We start from the raw sequence: 16,942 nt of genomic DNA on the forward strand, positions 1-16,942 counted from the left end.
GCATCTTGAACGCGTCATGACGTTGCAGGCGCTCCTGAAAACCACGAGGAAAACTATGAGAACACCACGCCTTACGCTCACCGCCGCCACGTTCGCCAGCCTCGCGCTGGCTGCTTGCGGTACGCAGTTGAAGACGCTGCCGATTCAGCCGGCACTGTCCGCGGCGCCGACTGATGCATTTAGTACGGCAGCGGCGGAGCGCGCGAAAGTCGCGGTCTACTTCGGCAAAGAGGCGCACGCGGATGTCGCGCGCCGCGTGGGCGAAGCGTCGCATTCCGTGCGTATCGCGCGTTCCGCCGATGGCGCCGACGTGTCGTGCAACAAGGCGCTCGCCAGCGCGATCGACAAGCTGCGCGACGACGCGCGTGCGAAGGGCGCGAACGCCGTTATCGACGTGACGACGCGCTTTCACGAGAACGAATCGAATTCGTCGACCGACTTCACCTGCGGCGTGAGCCCGAGCGCGGCAGCGATTGCCGTGAAGGGCGACCTCGTGGTGCTGCAGGCCCATTGATCCAACTAGAGAGTCACAATGAACAAGCTGTGGATGACGACCGCGCTCTGCGCGGCTTTGGTGACGACGCACGCCTGGGCGCGCGATACGGTGGACACGTATCCGGTGGCGCAAGCGCTGCAAAGTGAACCGGGAAAAGTGGGCGACGATATTGCGCTGTACTTCGCGGGCCAGAAGCATCCGGCCGTGAAAAAGACGATGGGTACGATCGCGACCAACAAGAAGACGAACGCATTCAACAAGAGCGATGAAGAAGCGTGTCAGCACGTGTTTCTTTCGGCGGTGCGCGAGCTTCAGGAGCGCGCGCGCCAGCAGGGCGGCAACGCGGTCATCAACATCAAGAGCAATTACCGTAACAACCTGACCGAAAGCCCGACGGACTTCACGTGCGGCGCGGGCGCGATGATCGCGGGCGTGGCGCTGGTGGGCGACGTGGTGGCGTTGAAGGGCGCGAAGTAATTATTTTTTAGTTTTTTTCGGGCGGCGGCGCGTGACTGCGCGTGATAATGCGCGCGCCGCACCGAGTCGAGCGGATTACTGCGCCTTCACCGCCGCCACGTTGACGAGCGTTTCGCGACGCTTGCCAGGCTTCGGATGGTGCAGCCCAAGGCGCTCGAACAGGCCGAAGTCCGCCGCGCGGCTCCACCACAAATAAGGGAGCGAGACATTGTGCTCGGCGAAGCGGAAACCTGCGTGGCGTATCATGGCAAGGTAACCGTCGGCGCTCTTTTGCACCTGCATCGGATGGCGGAAAAGCAGACGAATGACCCACGAGCGAATATAGGCTTCGGTGGATTCGGCGAACAGCAGCACGCCGCCGGGCTTGAGCACGCGATGGAATTCCGCGAGCGCGCGTTCCTGTTCGACCAGATGATGAAACGTCTGATGACAGAACACGATGTCCGCGCTGCCCGACGGCAGCGGCAGATTCGCGCAGTCGCCGTGCAGCACGTCGAATTCGATGTGCGCTTGCGACGGTGATGCCGCTCGCTGCTGAACCGCGTGTGCCGCTTGTTGAGCGAGATCGAGCGACGCTTCGCGAAAGTCGATCCCGACGATGCGGCGCGGGCGAAACGCCTCGGCCAGCAAACGGAATGACTTGCCCTGGCCGCAGCCGACGTCGACGATCGTGGGCGCGTGCGGCAGCGGTTGATCGATCAGGCGCTTGAGGTCGTTGATCGCCACGCGCAGGACATGATGCTCCCACGTGTGGGTGCGGAGAAACCAGATGCCGAAGGCCGTCTCCGGCACGAACGGCACAACATTTGATTCGGAAACCGACATATTTTTCCCCGATGCATATTCGGTCGTGAACAAGAACGGGCATTGTAATAGCAAGCGTGGTGTGCGAGGCGATGAACTCGCCAACGAATCCGCATCGCGCAAACCAGGCACAGGAAGGGACGCATGGAACAGAGCCGGGAACAGCGCCGCGAAGCGGCAGTGAACAGTCAATTGGAAGGCTCGGGCCGTAGCGAGCGCGTCGATGTGGCGATCATCGGCGCCGGTCCTTCGGGTGCGGTGGCGGCTGCACTGCTGCGCAAACGCGGGCGTTCGGTGCTGGTGCTCGAACGTCAGCATTTTCCGCGTTTTTCGATCGGCGAGAGCCTGCTGCCGCAGAGCATGGAATACCTCGAAGAAGCGGGCATGTTGCAGGCCGTGGTCGAAGCCGGTTTCCAGTACAAGAACGGCGCGCAGTTCGTGTGGCGCGATCAGGCGACGGCGTACGACTTTCGCGATAAACATTCGCCGGGTTGGGGCACGACGTTTCAGGTGGAGCGCGCGAAGTTCGACGAACTGCTGATCCAGTGTGCGGCAAAACAGGGCGCGGAAGTGCGATTCGGTCACACCGTGCTGGCGATGCATCCGGGCGATGCGCCGGTGCTCGAAGTCATCGACGAAAGCGAAACGCGCTATGAAGTGCACGCGCGTTATGTGCTCGACGCGAGCGGTTTCGGCCGCGTGCTGCCGCGTTTGCTGAATCTCGAAGCGCCGACCGGTTTGCCGACGCGCGCGGCGATTTTCAGCCACGTGCGCGATGGCCTCGCGCTCGACGATTTCGATCGCAACAAGATTTGCGTCGCGACGCATCCGGTGCATCGCGATGTGTGGTTCTGGATGATTCCGCTGGCGGGCGGGCGCTCGTCGGTGGGTTGCGTGGCGGAAGCCGCGTTCTTCGATCTGCCGGAAGCCGAGCGCGAAGCGCGCCTGCGTGCGCTGATTCGCGAGGAACCGACGCTCAATCGTTTGATCGGCGATGCGCCGTTCCTCATGCCGGTGCGCCAGATCGGCGGGTATTCGGCGAATGTCGAGCGTTTGCACGGCGCTGGTTATGCGCTGCTCGGTAATGCGGGCGAGTTCCTCGATCCTGTGTTTTCTTCGGGCGTGACGATCGCGCTGCGTTCCGCGCATATGGCCGCGAAAGTGGTGGATCGCGTGCTGAACGGCGAAACCGTGGATTGGCACGCCGAATACGATGTGCCGCTGCGCAAGGGCATCGACACGTTCCGTGCTTTCGTCGAGCGTTGGTACACGGGCGAATTGCAGGACATTATTTATTATCCACGTCAAACGCCGCTGATTCGCCGCATGATCAGCTCCGTGCTGGCGGGTTATGCGTGGGACGAGAGCAATCCGTATGTGGCGGAACCGGTGCGCCGGCTCAATACGCTGCATGAGGCGTGTTTGCGGATGTGAGGTGGCGGGGAGGGTGCGGGAAGGTCAGGGTTTGATGCGGCAGTTGGGGCGCTTCATGTCCACGCGCGCGAAGAATCTGATTTGCGCAACGAGCCGATGCCGATGCAAATTTTAATAACAGGCATTGCGAATTAAATAGCTCGTTTTCATGTTCCCGGCTTCTGCAAGGTTGTTAAGGTGCGATGGCCGGGCGTGGAGATCAACGTATTGCCGGTTCGTTCTATCCGCCCAACGTTGCAACTAACGGTCAACCGCACCCAACGCCGCCCTTCAAAAGCCACCGCGCTGTGGTTTTGCAGGTCAAGGGCTGCCCGACGCGGAACATTGAAAATAGCTTACAAAACTGGCGCTCTTTCCGTATGAGGGATAATATGGCATCCCAAGTCGGCGAATGGTCGTCGTCCGGCTATTTCTCTCCGTTCACCTTACGCGCCCTATGTCAGATCTAAAAATCGTCCGCGAAACCAAAACCCTTCGGGAACTGACGCTGGATAAGCTGCGCGACGCCATTGTGCAAGGCTATTTCAAGCCGGGCGCGCGTCTTGTCGAACGCACGCTGTGCGATGAACTGGGCGTGAGCCGCACCATCGTGCGCGAGGTTCTGCGGCACCTGGAAACGGAAGGGCTCGTGGAAGTGATCGCGCGTCAGGGGCCGGTCGTCGCGCAGCTCAATCCCGCTCAGGTCAGCGAGATTTACGAGTTGCGCGGCCTGCTCGAGGCGAACGCCGCGCGCGCCTGCGCCGAACAATCCACGCCCGAACTCGTTAAATCGTTGCGCGAGATTCGCAAGGAGATCGAGGCCGCGTTCAAGTCCGGCGATCTGCCGACCGTGCTCGCGCACACCGAGCGCTTCTACGAGGCGCTGTTCGAAGGCGCGAACAAGACGGTGTCGCTCGCCGTGGTCAAGACGCTCAATGCGCGCATCAACCGGCTGCGGGCGCTGACAATCGCCACGCCTGGGCGCAGCGGCGAGTCGAATCGCGAGATGAACAAGATGCTCGACGCAATCGAGCGACGCGATGGCGACGCGGCGTTCGCGGCCTCGATCGCGCACATCAAGCGGACGGCCGAACTCGCGCTGGCCGCCCTGGCTGCGCGCGGCGAAGCCCCCGAAGCCTGATTTCCCGCTAACGCTCCACCTCCTCTGGCTGCCGGCTGACTGTCCGGCGGCCTGTCTTCGCACGTCAGCAGGCGCGGCCAGCGCGCTTTCTGGCGTAGCGGCGCCTGTCTTCCCATCGCCAGCGCTTCCCCATTCGTCGCACCTTTCCTTCGCCGTCGGTCGGCGGCATTCGTGCCAGCCGCGTGCTGCGTCTACTTATGGTATTCCATAATATTTAGGTCCCGTGGTAGTCGATAGTATGGCATACCATAATCTTCCGTATCGACGGGAGGGTGGGCGACGGCGGCAGGGCAAGCCGGTACGCAAGGCATCGCAGCGAAGCTTTTCATTCGCAAAGACAGGAATGGATTCGTCATTCGGTTTAATGCGAATGAACGATTTTTCCGCACCGCCATAAAAGCCGTTTAGCGAATATCTGGAATCGTGGAGAGCATCATGTCTGAGCCGAATATCGAACCGATTTTCGATGTTGCCGAGTTTCGTCGCGCGCTGGGCGCATTCGTCACCGGCGTGACGGTGGTCACCACGATTCAGCCGGACGGTACGCCGCGTGGGTTCACGGCCAATTCGTTCACGTCGGTGTCGCTCGATCCGCCGTTGATTCTCGTGTGCATTGCGAAGACGGCGTCGAGTCACGGTGTGTTCTGCGCCACCGATCACTTCGCGGTCAGCGTGCTTGCGGAAAGCCAGAAGGGCGTGTCCGGCGTATTCGCGTCGAAATCGGCCGACAAATTCGATCAGGTGGACTGGCGCGCCCGCGCGACCGGCGCGCCGGTGATGGACGGCGCGGCGGCAATATTCGATTGCCGCACGCATGAAGTCGTCGACGCGGGCGATCACATCATTCTGATTGGGCGCGTGGTGGATTTCGTGCATACGAATGCTTCGCCGCTTGGTTATTGCCGTGGCGCCTACGTCAATTTCAGTCTCTCGCAGGACGCGCTGGCGGCAACCGGTGCGCGCGCGCAGGTCGGCGCGATCCTCGAACATCGTGACGGTCTGATCCTGCTGGAAACGCCGGACGGATTCCAGTTGCCCACAGGCGTCAAACTCGAACCGGCAAGCGACGCGGCAAGCCTGCGCGGCGTGCTCGCGAAACTCGGCCTCGCGGCGCATCTCGACTTCCTGTTTGCGGTATTCGAATCGGGGCAAGGGCCGTCGTCGAGCGTGCAGGTGTATTACCGCGGCCGCGTGAACAGCAGCGCTGCGGCGATGATGGACAATGCGATTCATATCGTTCCGCTCTCGCAGATTCCGTGGAGCAAACTGCGCGACGAAGCCGTGCGCGCGATGTTGCAGCGCTATGTGCGCGAACGCAGCGAGGACGCTTTCGGTATTTATGTCGGCGATAACGAAGCTGGCACGGTTCAGGCACTTGCCGTGGCTCACTGATCGCGTGCGGCAGTGGAGCGACTAAAACACGGCTGAAAAGCGACCGAAAAGCGGATCGCAAACCGGTATGACAATCAGGATCACGAATTAAAGTAAATGAAGCAAAAAATGAAGCCCACGCGACGTTCGGCGCCGGCCCGACCGTTACACGATTGAGCACCACCGATTCCCAAGGACATGGATATGAACAGCACACGCACCCTCATGATGACGCCGCTGATCGCACTGTGCGCGGCCGCTTTTGCCGCAACGCCCGCTCTCGCCGCGGACCCGGTCGTCTTCACGAGTTGGGGTGGCACCACGCAGTCTTCGCAGCAGAAGGACTGGGCGCAGCCCTTTACGCAATCCAGCAGCGTCAACGTATTGATGGACGGTCCCACCGACTACGGCAAGCTCAAGGCGATGGTGGATAGCGGCAACGTGAACTGGGACGTCGTGGACGTGGAAGGCGACTTCGCCTACGCCGCGCAAAAGGCCGGGCTGATCGAGCCGATCGACTACAACGTTGTCAAGAAGGCCGATCTCGATCCGCGTTTTTCGAGCGGCAGCGCGGTCGGCAGCTTTTATTATTCGTTCGTGCTCGGCTACAACAAATCGAATTTCAAGGGCGCGCAACCGCAAACCTGGGCCGACCTGTTCGATACGAAGAAATTCCCCGGCAAGCGCACGTTCTATAAATGGTCCGCGCCGGGCGTGCTGGAAATCGCTTTGCTCGCCGACGGCGTGCCGCCCAACAAGCTTTATCCGCTCGATCTCGATCGCGCATTCAAGAAACTCGACACCATCAAGAGCAGCATCGTCTGGTGGAGCGGCGGCGCGCAATCACAGCAGTTGCTGGCTTCGGGCGAAGCGCCTATCGGCATGTTCTGGAATGGGCGCTTGCATGCGCTCGAACAGACGGGCGTGCCGGTGGGCGTGTCGTGGAATCAGAACCTGACGGCCGCCGACATGCTCGTGATTCCCAAGGGCGCGAAGCACAAGGCCGAAGCGATGAAGTTTCTCGCTGTAGCGACGAGCCCGCAGGCGCAGGCGAAATTCGCGCAGGACACGGGCTATGCGCCGATCAACGTGAAGTCGGCGGCGATGATGCCGGCAGCGGTCGCGAAGACCTTGCCGGACCAGTACAAGACGTCGCAGATCGATCTCGACATGAAGTATTGGGCCGACAATCGCGACGCGATTGCGAAGCGCTGGTACGCCTGGCAATCGAAATAACGACACGCGCCTGATCGCACCGTATCGCGATTGAATGGCTGCAGGAGACCGCAGGAGACATCATGCCGAACGCTTTGAGTACCGTCGCCCATCCGCCGGCGCGGCCGCCGCGCGCGCGCCGCGACTGGCGCAACATCCGCCTTCTGATTCCGGGGATCGTGCTCCTCGTGATCTTTTTCATGCTGCCGGTGCTGTCGCTGCTGTTGCGCAGCGTGCTGGAGCCCACGCCGGGTCTGCATAACTACGAGCAGTTGCTCGGCTCGTCCACGTATTTGCGCGTATTCGGCAATACCTTTCTCGTCGCGACGGTCGTCACGGTGGTGACAGTGGCGATTGGTTTTCCGACTGCATGGCTGCTCGCCATTGCGCCGCGCAAACTGAGTTCGCTGTTGTTTTCGATTCTGCTGCTTTCGATGTGGACCAATCTGCTCGCCCGCACGTTTGCGTGGATGGTGTTGCTGCAGGCAACGGGGCCGATCAATCGCCTGCTGATGGCGACCGGACTCATCAGCGAACCGCTGGCGCTCGTGAATAATCTCGTCGGCGTGACAATCGGCATGACCTACATTATGTTGCCGTTTCTCGTGATGCCGCTGCACGCCACGCTGCGCAGCATCGATCCGTCCACCTTGCGCGCGGCGGCCGTGTGCGGCGCGAGTCGCTGGCAGGCGTTCTGGCGCATTCTCGTGCCGTTGGCGATGCCCGGCATCGCCTCGGGCGCGCTGATGGTGTTCGTGATGGCGCTCGGCTATTTCGTCACACCGGCGCTGCTCGGCGGCGCGCAATACATGATGCTCGCCGAACTCGTCGCGCAACTGGTACAGGAACTGTTGAACTGGGGACTCGCCGGCGCCGCGGCTTTCGTGCTGCTCGCCGTCACGCTCTCGCTGTACGCCCTGCAATTGCGGTTCACGGGCGGCGCGCGCGCCAACGGAGGGCTCTGACATGTTGCTCGATTTCGACCGTCTGGGCGCGCTGCGTTGGGCGTTGCTCGCGATCGGCGCTGCCGTCGCCCTGTTTCTGTTATTGCCGATCGTGTTTATCGTCGCGCTGTCGTTCGGCGATTCGCAGTGGCTGATTTTTCCGCCGCCGGGCTGGACGCTGGAGTGGTATCGCCAGTTGTTCACCGATCCGGGCTGGCTCGATTCGCTGCTGACGAGCGCGAAGCTCGCGGTGATCGTTACGGTGCTTTCCGTGCTGATCGGTTTTCTCGCTTCGCTTGCCTTGGTGCGCGGAAAATTTCGCGGACGCAGTGCTGTCAAAGCGTTCTTTCTCACGCCGATGGTGTTGCCCGTGGTGGTGCTGGCCGTCGCGCTCTACGCGTTCTTTCTGCGCATTGGCCTGAACGGCACGATGACCGGTTTCGTAATTGGTCACGTGATTATCGCGCTGCCGTTTTCGATTATCTCGATCAGCAATTCGCTGTCGAGTTTCGACACCGCGCTCGAAGATGCCGCGCTCATTTGCGGAGCGTCGCCGCTCGAAGTGAAACTGCGCGTGACCTTGCCCGCCATCCGGCTGGGTCTTTTCGCCGCGGCGATTTTCGCGTTCCTCGCTTCGTGGGACGAAGTGGTGGTGTCCATTTTCATGTCGAGCCCGACCTTGCAGACGCTGCCTGTGCGCATCTGGGCGACGCTGCGCCAGGACCTGACACCCGTCGTGGCGGCAGCGTCTTCGCTGCTCGTCGGACTCACGACGCTTTTGATGTTGGCCGGCGCCGTATTGCGCCGCGCGCGCTAAACCGATCTCGCGAGTACAGAGGTAACCCGCCATGACTTCCGCATTCCTGCAAATCCAGCGCTTGCGCAAGACCTACGACGACGTTGTCGCCATCGATCAGGTTTCGCTCGATGTGCGCAAGGGCGAATTCATGACCTTCCTCGGGCCGTCGGGCTCGGGAAAAAGCACGACGCTTTATATTGTCGCGGGCTTTCAGGAGCCGACCGAAGGCCGCGTGCTGCTCGATGGCAAACCGTTGCTGTCGGTCGCACCGAATAAACGCAATATCGGCATGGTGTTTCAGCGTTATACGCTGTTTCCGCATTTGACGGTCGGTCAAAACGTGGCGTTTCCGCTGCGCGTTCGCCGCCGTCCCGAAGCGGAAATCAAAAAGAAAGTCGAACAGATGCTGGCGCTCGTGCATCTTTCGGAGTTTCGCGATCGTATGCCCGCGCAACTCTCGGGCGGTCAGCAGCAACGCGTGGCCATTGCGCGCGCGCTCGCATACGACCCGCCGGTGCTGCTGATGGACGAACCGCTTTCCGCGCTCGATAAAAAATTGCGTGAAGAGATTCAACTCGAATTGCGCCGCATCCATCAGGAAACCGGCGTGACGATTCTCTACGTGACGCACGATCAGGAAGAGGCATTGCGGCTGTCCGATCGCATTGCCGTCTTCAATAAAGGCTGCATCGAACAATGCGGAACCGGCGAGGAGCTGTATGCGAATCCCGCTTCGCGTTTCGTGGCGAATTTCATCGGCAATTCGAATTTTCTGCCGGTGCGTATCACGGGCCGCGCGGCGGAACAGGCGAGCGCGGTGTTTCCTAGCGGTCACGCTGTCGCGGCGGCCAGCGATATCCCGCTTCCCGTGGGCGGTGATGGCACACTGATGGTGCGCCCCGAGCAGATCCGCATTCGCGCCACAGAAGCCGCGCATCGAGCGACGCAAGCGGCCGGGTTGCCGGTAACGGTGCGTGACATCACCTATCTCGGCGATGCGATGCACTACGCGGTGACCACGCCGTGGGAGCAGGATATGTCGGTGCGTATGCCGGCGGGCGATCATCGCGACAGCGGCATCGTCATCGGCACGCATGCGTGGATCGATTGGGACACGCGCGACGTGCGATTGTTCGCGCAGGCTTAATCGGGAGTCGCGATGCAAGACACGTCAGCGTCCCTGAAGGTCGAGCGCCGGACCATCACGTTGCGGGAACTCGCGCTCGAGAAAATGCGCAGCGCCATTTTCGACGCGCGTTTCCTGCCGGGCGACCGGCTGGTCGAGCGCGCGCTTTGCGAGGAACTCGGCGTGAGCCGCACCGTCGTGCGGGAGGTGCTGCGCCATCTGGAAACGGAAGGGCTCGTCGATATCCTGCCTAACCAGGGGCCGATCGTCGCCGTGCTCGATCTCTCGACGGCGGCCGAAATCTACGAGATTCGCGGCCTGCTCGAAAGCGAAGCGGCTGCGGCCTGCGCGCACTATGCCGACGCCGCGACCATTGCGGAACTCTCTGCACGCGTCGGCGAGATTCAGCAAGCCTTTCACGCGCAGGATCATCGTGCGGTGCGCGCGCTCACGACGGCGTTCTACGAGCGCATGTTCGTCGCCGGACACAAGCTTGTGGCGTGGGAGATCGTGCAATCGCTCACGGCGAGAATCAACCGGCTGCGCGCGCTCACGATTGCATCCGACGATCGCGGCGATCAGGCGGTGCAGGAAATGCATCAGATCCTCGCGGCGATCCGCACTGCCGATATCGAAGCGGCGCGCGGCGCGGCTATCGCCCATGTGCGCCGTGTTGCCGAAATCGCCGAAAAACTGCTGGCAGGCGGACAAGAGCAAGTCTTGTTGAGGCGCGCCAGTTGATCGTATGAACCGGTGCGACTCCTGCTAACGGAGTCGCATCGCGCATCGTCTGATTAATTTGTACTGCAAATAGATCGTCCATCACGTATCGCAACAACCGCGCGTTCGTCCGTTTCGCGGCGGGGTACGCGCGCATTCAACGAGGAGTGAAGAAGGCATGAAAAATCGGGGTAACAGATTATCCGTCGCGTGCGTCGTGGGCGCTAGCGCATTGGTCGCGGCGAATGCGCATGCTCAATCGTCGGTGACGCTTTATGGCGTGATCGACGAAGGGATCGATTATGTGAGCAATAGCGGCGGCCATTCGCTGTGGCGCATGCGCGATGGTACGTACGACGGCGCGTACGGCAGCCGCTGGGGTTTGAAAGGCACCGAGGATCTCGGTGGCGGTTTGAGCGCGCTGTTCAGGCTCGAATCCGGTTTCAGCACGGAGAATGGCCAGATGCGTCAGGGCGGTCGCCTGTTTGGACGCCAGGCGTATGTGGGGCTGTCGGACACGCGCTTCGGCACGGTTACGCTCGGGCGGCAATACGACTCAGTGGTGGATTATCTCCAGCCGCTTACCGCGCCGGGCCAATTGGGCGGCCCGCTCGTGCACGCCGGCGATATCGACAATACCGACAATTCCTTCCGCGTCGATAACGCGATTAAATACGCGAGCCCCAAGATTGGCGGCCTCACTTTTGGCGGCCTCTATTCCTTTACCAATACGAATGCGGCCGGACGCGGCACGACGGGTTTGTGGAGCATCGGCGCAAACTACGCGTTTGGCGGCTTTACGATTGCGGGCGCGTATCTGTTTGCGAAGCAGCCTGCCGCGCTGCTCACGGACGGCAATTACGTGAGCAACACCACGGGCGCGGAAATCGGTGCGAGCGGTCCGTTCAGCTACGTGGGCAACCCGGCCAACGAACAGATTTTCGGCGCGGCCATCAACTACGCGCTTGGTTCGGCCACGCTCGGCCTCGACTACACGAACACCAAGTTCAACGAGGCGAACGGCACGCAGGGCACGGTCATCTTCACGAACTATGAAGCGTGGGGCCGTTACAACCTCACGTCCGCATGGTACGTGGGCGCGCAATACGTCTACACGCACGGCAACATTGGCTACAACCAGGCGATTCCGATTTACCACCAGGTTGGGCTGACGACGGCGTATGCCTTGTCGAAGCGCACGTCGATCTACGCGATGGGCGTCTGGCAGAAGGCCGCGGGCGCTGCATCGAATGCCGATATCTTCGACGGCTCGGTGGCGTCGGCATCGTCGAACAATCATCAGACGATGGTGCGCATCGGCATGTATCACCAGTTCTGATCGGCAATAAAAAAACCGGCTCGTTTGATCAACGAGCCGGCTTTTTCAGCGCGGGAAATCGAGGTGAAGCGTTTATTCCGATGCCGTTGCACTTGCGGTAGCGTTTCGCAACGGCAACTCAACCATTTGCGGTGCGGAGATCGGAATTACCTGCGTTTGCGGCGCGGCACTTTCTAAAAACCGAACCGTCGAGTCCACCGTTATGGTCTCGATATTGCCCGTCACGCGTTGATCAATCGGGTGATCGTCGAATGCCACATTTGCTTTGAACATGCGGCCGCCAAGACGCTTGAGCGTGCTGATTTTCAACGCATCGGGCTGATACGCAGAGCGCTTTAGCCAGGCTTGGGCGTCGGCGCGCTTTACGAACTGCTGGCCACTTAGCGCTTCGCTCAGGATCTCCAGTACCCATTGATTGGAATTCTGGTGCAGCGTGGAAAACGGATACGCGACGATGCTGTAGCTGCTCGAATGCATTTGCTCCAGCGCCGCTGGATTACGCAGCAGCTTTTCCAGACGATCCTGAATTTTCGCATCAGGAACGATCAGTAGCGAATCGAACGAAAACATGTCGTCAAGGAAGAAATTGCCCAAACCCTCGCGCCAGAGCGCCGATGTCGCTTGTCCGCAATCGTTGAGCAGATGGCTGATCCGCCACGGTTCGCCGGCGGACCCTCGTGCGACAAAGGCCATGTGGGAATAGCGCAAGCCATATTCCGACAAATCCTGTCCCACGCGGGCAACGAGCGCCACTTTGGGGGCTCGTTGATCGAGTTGCTGTTGCAATTGTGCAGCGGTTTGCAATGCAATGCGCACGGTGCCGGGTTCGAGCGGTTTATCGCTGCAGCCTTGTCCGGCCCAGACAGGGCTGGCAAGCAGCAGGGCGGCGGCAAAGGGCAACACGCCGCGTTTCACAATGCGTTTCATTCGGATACCAGCCCGGATTCGGCGTCCACACGGGAGTGGTGCAGTAATGCCTTGCCCGCTTCGTTGGGAATGAAGGCTAGCAGTTGGCCGGAAGCAATCAGCGCATAACCGGTAGCTTCCGAGACGACGTTCACGGCGGCGCCCACCGACAAGCCCGCTTTCCTGGCTGCATTGGTAGACACCGCTACCGTTGCTTTGCTGCCGTCTGCGACAGCTTTGAATACCACTGTAAGTGTGTCGGTCGTGCCTTCGACAATACTGGAGACAATGAGCCCGGAACCTGTGGCACCCGTTACTGAGCCTTCAAATGGGTGGCCCGTGATGGAAATCAGCGGAGAGGCGGCTATTGAAAGCGCACCGGCGCTACTCGTTTGCGATGCGTTCTCCGAAAACGCGGGTGCGGACCCCGTCGCAACGAGGCTGGTCATCGAGGCAATAAGAAAAGTCTTCTTGAAATTCACGGCTCCTCCCGGTCATGTGATTCGAAGTGCTCGGACGAACACAGCGAGCCGGCGGATCGTGCGGTATCGTTGTCCGGGTGGCAACGCGAAACGAGCGGGACCTTGTTGCGCGACAAGACGGTGGCATAACCAGGACAGTGCGACTCATGAACCATGAAGCGCGGGCTGTTATAACCCCACGCTGGGGTAGTCTTAGCGCGACCAATACGTGCATGAAAACGGCGACTGTCATTTGAGATGCCAATAAAAAAGCCGGCTCGTTTGATCAACGAGCCGGCTTTTTCAGCACGGTAAATCGAGGTGAAGCGTTTATTCCGATGCCGTTGCACTTGCGGTAGAACGGCGCGGAGAACGCGAACCGCCATTCTGCGCCAGCAGATAATAGGCGAGGGCGGTGGCGACGAGGCCGACCATCCACGAGATATCCGCACCGCCGAGCAGCGAAGCCCACGGACCGTGGAAAAAGCTCTCTTCCATGAACGGCACCTGAATCACGATACCGAAAACGTACAGCGCCAGCGCTTTCACGTTGAACGCGCCATACATGCCGCCCGTGCTGCTGACGATTTCCGACACCAGATAGTGCCGCTTGTTCACCAGATAAAAGTCGACGAGGTTAATCGCAATCCACGGTGCGAGCACGATGCGCATGGCGAAGATCGCGGTCAGGAAAATGGCGATGAAGTTACTCGATGCCCACAGCGCGGTCGCGGTACACGCCACCAGCAAAATCGCCGACACGCCAATGCGCACATTGCGGCCGGGCGTCCAGCTGGGACGGAACGTCTGCGCGGCGGTAATGCACGACAGCACGCCGCCATACAGATTCATGCCGTTGTGGCCAATGATGTTGACGAGGAAAAGAAAAATCAGCACATAGCCGAACATGCCCGTTTGCGTGCGGATGGCCTGCATCGCGTCGGTGGCGTGTCCGGTGCTCACAGCGATGACGCCGAATACGAAGGCGAAGATCGTGCCCAGCGAGGTGCCGAAATACGTGAATGCAAACGTCTTGGCGAAACCCGTCGATTCCGGCAGATAGCGCGAATAATCGGACGTATAGGGCGCGAAACTGATTTGCCAGACGGCGCACAGACCGAACATCGCGAACCAGCCCGAGAGATTGAAATGACCTTGCTGGAGCACGCTGGCGTTGAGGCTCGGCACCATCAGAATCATGCCGATCACGAGCGCGCCGCCCATGAACCACGCGCCAATCTTGTTGAATCGGTGAATGAAGTTATAGCCGATCACACCCACGAGCGTGGCGAACACGGCGCCGAGCACCGTCGCGAGCGGAATGGGTACGGGCGGCGCCGCAGCGTGCAGCGTCTTGCCCGCGAGAATGATGTTCGACACGAAGAAGCCGAGATAGATCAGCGTGGTGAAACCGACCACAAGCAGCGAGCCGTAGCGGCCGAATTGCGCGCGGCTTTGAATCATTTGCGGCACGCCCACGAGCGGGCCCTGCGCGGAGGTGAGCGCGTGAAAAATCGCGCCGAAGAATTGCCCCGCCGCAATCGCGAGAATCGCGCTTACAAGATCGAGGTGAAAAATCAGAACCGACGTGGCGCCGGAAATTACCGCCAGCGGCGCGACGTTCGTGCAAAACCACAAGGTGAACAGATCGACAGGCTTGCCGTGCCGATGTTCAGGCGAAACGTATTCGATCGAATTGCTTTCGATGGTCAGAACGCTGTTGTCGTTCGTCGTGTTGGTCATCATGTCTCCATCTTTATTGCCTGGCTATGCTGCCATCAGCGTGTGTGGCGCGAGCCGCCTTGATGCTTTGTTGCGGCTTCGCGGCGGGCAGCCTGCACGAAGCCGCTGTGCGCGCCTAACGCATCACGAACGGATCGCTGATCGGCTCGTCCGAGGTGCGCAGCCATACGGATTTGGTCGTCGTATATTCGAGTGCCGCCGCGAAGCCGCCCTCGCGTCCATGACCCGAAAGACCGAAGCCACCGAACGGCACGAGCGGCGACACCGCGCGATACGTGTTGATCCACACGATGCCCGAGCGCACGCGTTTCGACACACGATGCGCGCGCGTGAGATTGGTGGTGAATATGCCCGCAGCCAGACCATAGGCCGTGCTGTTGGCTTTCTCGATCGCTTCCTGCTCGGTGCTGAACGTGTCGACCGAAAGCACCGGGCCGAACAGTTCGGTCGTGATGCTGTCCGCGTCGGGCACGCTGCTGCAATCGAGAATCGTCGGCGCGTAATAGAAGCCGCCGCGATCGAGCGCCTTGCCGCCCGCGAGCACTTTCGCGCCTTGCTTCACGGAGCGTTCGACCACCGCTTCGATGTTGCGCAATTGACGCTCGGTGCACAGCGGGCCGTATTCCGTCGCCATGTCGTTGGGCAGACCCACGCGAATGCGCGAGACGCGCTCGACCAGCCGCGCGAGAAACTCGTCCTTCACCGACGCTTCGATCAACAGACGCGAGCCCGCCACGCAGCTTTGACCGCTCGCCGCGAAAATCGCCGCGACCTGCGCATTCACCGCGCTCTGAATATCGCTGTCGGCGAACACGATAAACGGCGATTTACCGCCGAGTTCGAGCGAGACCTTGGCGAGGTTGTTCGCGGTGTTCGACACGATATGCTTCGCGGTGTCCGGGCCGCCCGTGAAGGCCACTTTATCGACCTTCGGATGACTGCTGAGCACCGCGCCGCATTCCGCGCCGAAGCCGGTAATGACGTTCACCACGCCCGGCGGAAAGCCCGCTTCGTGCACGAGTCGCGCGAATTCGAGCAGGGGACCGGGCGCTTCTTCCGATGCCTTGAGCACCACCGTGCAGCCCGCGGCGAGCGCGGGGCCGAGCTTCACGGCGGAGAGAAACAACTGGCTATTCCACGGCACGATCGCGGCCACCACACCCACCGGCTGACGTTCGAGCCAGACCTGCATGTCCGGTTTGTCGACGGGAATATGGCTGCCTTCGATCTTGTCGGCGATACCGGCGTAATAGCGGTAATACTCCGCGACGTACGCAATCTGGCTCGACGTCTCGCGAATGATCTTGCCGGTATCGTTGGTTTCAATTTCAGCGAGTCGCGGCGCGGCCTGTTCGACGAGCGCGGCGAGTTTATGCAGCAGCTTGCCGCGCGCCGATGCCGTGAGTCCCGCCCACGCAGCGTCGTTGAGCGCGCGGCTCGCCGCGTTCACGGCGCGGTTCACTTCGTCGCGGCGCGCTTCGGGCATTTGCGCCCACACGTCGCCCGTGGCCGGATTCACGCTGCCGAACGTCGCGGCGCCGGATTCGAACTGGCCGTCGATATACAGCTGAAAATGAACACTCATGGAATCACGACCTCACTTGAACGCAGGCATCACGTCGTTGATCATCCGCTCGAGCGACGCCTTCTTGCGCTCGAAACTCATGCCCGTATCGATCCAGAACGAGTACTCGTCGAAGCCGAGTTTCTCGTAGGCCTTCAGGCGCGCGATGACTTCCTCGGGCGTGCCGATCACGTTGTTCTTGCGCATCGCTTCCGGCGTGTAGAACGGATGCGAGGCAATTTCTTCCGGGCTCAGCGTCTTGATCATGCCCTTGCTGACCGGACGCTCGTTCTTGAACCACGCGCCGAAGTAGTTGTAGAACACGTTGACTTCGTCGGCGGCCACTTGCGCGTCGTCTTCGCTGCTCGCCACGTAAGTGTGGCGCAGCAGCATGATTTGCGGACGCGGCATCTCGCTGAATTT

General features: G+C 60.8%; 17 protein-coding genes. 11 read left to right on the forward strand and 6 right to left on the reverse strand.

The genetic code is table 11. The features are described from left to right. The first annotated feature begins 55 nt into the window (after positions 1 to 55). Entirely contained in the window at positions 56 to 514 is a 459-nt protein-coding gene (locus tag SB764_RS27550; protein ID WP_065061014.1) for a signal peptidase, read from the forward strand. An 18-nt stretch (positions 515 to 532) separates the two neighbouring features. Next, entirely contained in the window at positions 533 to 973 is a 441-nt protein-coding gene (locus tag SB764_RS27555) for an excinuclease ABC subunit A (RefSeq protein WP_074982043.1), read from the forward strand. A 75-nt stretch (positions 974 to 1,048) separates the two neighbouring features. Here the strand turns inward: SB764_RS27555 and SB764_RS27560 are convergent, their stop codons facing one another. Further along, the gene (locus tag SB764_RS27560; protein WP_410865712.1) at positions 1,049 to 1,798 is read right to left on the reverse strand and encodes a class I SAM-dependent methyltransferase; all 750 of its coding nucleotides are present in this window, start codon (positions 1,796 to 1,798) and stop codon (positions 1,049 to 1,051) included. Between the two features lie 123 nt (positions 1,799 to 1,921). Here SB764_RS27560 and SB764_RS27565 point away from each other — a divergent pair, with 123 nt between their 5' ends. From SB764_RS27565 to SB764_RS27605, 9 genes are all read left to right on the forward strand, one after another. Continuing rightward, the gene (locus tag SB764_RS27565; protein ID WP_410865714.1) at positions 1,922 to 3,211 is read left to right on the forward strand and encodes an NAD(P)/FAD-dependent oxidoreductase; all 1,290 of its coding nucleotides are present in this window, start codon (positions 1,922 to 1,924) and stop codon (positions 3,209 to 3,211) included. A gap of 436 nt (positions 3,212 to 3,647) precedes the next feature. Next, positions 3,648 to 4,331, forward strand: coding sequence for a GntR family transcriptional regulator (locus SB764_RS27570; protein WP_065060826.1), 684 nt, complete (start codon positions 3,648 to 3,650; stop codon positions 4,329 to 4,331). Between the two features lie 435 nt (positions 4,332 to 4,766). Next, complete coding sequence (locus SB764_RS27575; RefSeq protein WP_074982046.1) at positions 4,767 to 5,723, forward strand: flavin reductase family protein; 957 nt, start codon at positions 4,767 to 4,769, stop codon at positions 5,721 to 5,723. Between the two features lie 183 nt (positions 5,724 to 5,906). Continuing rightward, complete coding sequence (locus tag SB764_RS27580) at positions 5,907 to 6,938, forward strand: ABC transporter substrate-binding protein (RefSeq protein ID WP_410865716.1); 1,032 nt, start codon at positions 5,907 to 5,909, stop codon at positions 6,936 to 6,938. A 62-nt stretch (positions 6,939 to 7,000) separates the two neighbouring features. After that, complete coding sequence (locus tag SB764_RS27585) at positions 7,001 to 7,882, forward strand: ABC transporter permease (RefSeq protein WP_110327268.1); 882 nt, start codon at positions 7,001 to 7,003, stop codon at positions 7,880 to 7,882. Between the two features lies 1 nt (position 7,883). Then, entirely contained in the window at positions 7,884 to 8,678 is a 795-nt protein-coding gene (locus SB764_RS27590) for an ABC transporter permease (RefSeq protein WP_065060824.1), read from the forward strand. Between the two features lie 31 nt (positions 8,679 to 8,709). Beyond that, a complete protein-coding gene (locus SB764_RS27595) occupies positions 8,710 to 9,807 on the forward strand; it encodes an ABC transporter ATP-binding protein (RefSeq protein ID WP_074982050.1) in 1,098 nt (365 codons plus the stop codon). Between the two features lie 12 nt (positions 9,808 to 9,819). Then, positions 9,820 to 10,527 carry a GntR family transcriptional regulator gene (locus SB764_RS27600; RefSeq protein WP_074982051.1) on the forward strand — a complete coding sequence of 236 codons (708 nt, stop codon included), beginning with the start codon at positions 9,820 to 9,822 and terminating at the stop codon, positions 10,525 to 10,527. Between the two features lie 157 nt (positions 10,528 to 10,684). Further along, positions 10,685 to 11,845, forward strand: coding sequence for a porin (locus tag SB764_RS27605; protein WP_410865719.1), 1,161 nt, complete (start codon positions 10,685 to 10,687; stop codon positions 11,843 to 11,845). 72 nt (positions 11,846 to 11,917) lie between these two features. Here the strand turns inward: SB764_RS27605 and SB764_RS27610 are convergent, their stop codons facing one another. From SB764_RS27610 to SB764_RS27630, 5 genes are all read right to left on the reverse strand, one after another. Continuing rightward, a complete protein-coding gene (locus SB764_RS27610) occupies positions 11,918 to 12,772 on the reverse strand; it encodes a DUF2145 domain-containing protein (RefSeq protein ID WP_065060820.1) in 855 nt (284 codons plus the stop codon). After that, complete coding sequence (locus SB764_RS27615; protein WP_065060819.1) at positions 12,769 to 13,233, reverse strand: hypothetical protein; 465 nt, start codon at positions 13,231 to 13,233, stop codon at positions 12,769 to 12,771. Before SB764_RS27615 ends, SB764_RS27610 begins: the two co-directional genes overlap by 4 nt. A 309-nt stretch (positions 13,234 to 13,542) precedes the next feature. Then, positions 13,543 to 14,958, reverse strand: a complete 1,416-nt coding sequence (locus tag SB764_RS27620) for a purine-cytosine permease family protein (RefSeq protein ID WP_234774673.1) — start codon at positions 14,956 to 14,958, stop codon at positions 13,543 to 13,545. A 112-nt stretch (positions 14,959 to 15,070) separates the two neighbouring features. Further along, the gene (locus SB764_RS27625) at positions 15,071 to 16,540 is read right to left on the reverse strand and encodes an aldehyde dehydrogenase (protein ID WP_065060818.1); all 1,470 of its coding nucleotides are present in this window, start codon (positions 16,538 to 16,540) and stop codon (positions 15,071 to 15,073) included. A 12-nt stretch (positions 16,541 to 16,552) separates the two neighbouring features. Then, positions 16,553 to 16,942: LLM class flavin-dependent oxidoreductase (locus tag SB764_RS27630; protein WP_410865721.1), on the reverse strand; the 390-nt coding region annotated here is incomplete at its 5' end.

This window comes from Paraburkholderia sp. SIMBA_027 (assembly GCF_046535315.1).
Taxonomy (GTDB): Bacteria; Pseudomonadota; Gammaproteobacteria; order Burkholderiales; family Burkholderiaceae; genus Paraburkholderia; species Paraburkholderia tropica.

Excerpts from the sequence above, each read along its gene's own strand:
- SB764_RS27565 (WP_410865714.1), top strand. The coding sequence starts at position 1,922 with ATGGAACAGAGCCGGGAACAGCGCCGCGAAGCGGCAGTGAACAGTCAA.
- SB764_RS27590 (WP_065060824.1), top strand. The coding sequence starts at position 7,884 with ATGTTGCTCGATTTCGACCGTCTGGGCGCGCTGCGTTGGGCGTTGCTC.
- SB764_RS27595 (WP_074982050.1), top strand. The coding sequence starts at position 8,710 with ATGACTTCCGCATTCCTGCAAATCCAGCGCTTGCGCAAGACCTACGAC.
- SB764_RS27625 (WP_065060818.1), bottom strand. The coding sequence starts at position 16,540 with ATGAGTGTTCATTTTCAGCTGTATATCGACGGCCAGTTCGAATCCGGC.
- SB764_RS27585 (WP_110327268.1), top strand. The coding sequence starts at position 7,001 with ATGCCGAACGCTTTGAGTACCGTCGCCCATCCGCCGGCGCGGCCGCCG.
- SB764_RS27610 (WP_065060820.1), bottom strand. The coding sequence starts at position 12,772 with ATGAAACGCATTGTGAAACGCGGCGTGTTGCCCTTTGCCGCCGCCCTG.
- SB764_RS27620 (WP_234774673.1), bottom strand. The coding sequence starts at position 14,958 with ATGATGACCAACACGACGAACGACAACAGCGTTCTGACCATCGAAAGC.
- SB764_RS27605 (WP_410865719.1), top strand. The coding sequence starts at position 10,685 with ATGAAAAATCGGGGTAACAGATTATCCGTCGCGTGCGTCGTGGGCGCT.
- SB764_RS27580 (WP_410865716.1), top strand. The coding sequence starts at position 5,907 with ATGAACAGCACACGCACCCTCATGATGACGCCGCTGATCGCACTGTGC.
- SB764_RS27600 (WP_074982051.1), top strand. The coding sequence starts at position 9,820 with ATGCAAGACACGTCAGCGTCCCTGAAGGTCGAGCGCCGGACCATCACG.
- SB764_RS27555 (WP_074982043.1), top strand. The coding sequence starts at position 533 with ATGAACAAGCTGTGGATGACGACCGCGCTCTGCGCGGCTTTGGTGACG.
- SB764_RS27550 (WP_065061014.1), top strand. The coding sequence starts at position 56 with ATGAGAACACCACGCCTTACGCTCACCGCCGCCACGTTCGCCAGCCTC.
- SB764_RS27575 (WP_074982046.1), top strand. The coding sequence starts at position 4,767 with ATGTCTGAGCCGAATATCGAACCGATTTTCGATGTTGCCGAGTTTCGT.
- SB764_RS27560 (WP_410865712.1), bottom strand. The coding sequence starts at position 1,798 with ATGTCGGTTTCCGAATCAAATGTTGTGCCGTTCGTGCCGGAGACGGCC.
- SB764_RS27570 (WP_065060826.1), top strand. The coding sequence starts at position 3,648 with ATGTCAGATCTAAAAATCGTCCGCGAAACCAAAACCCTTCGGGAACTG.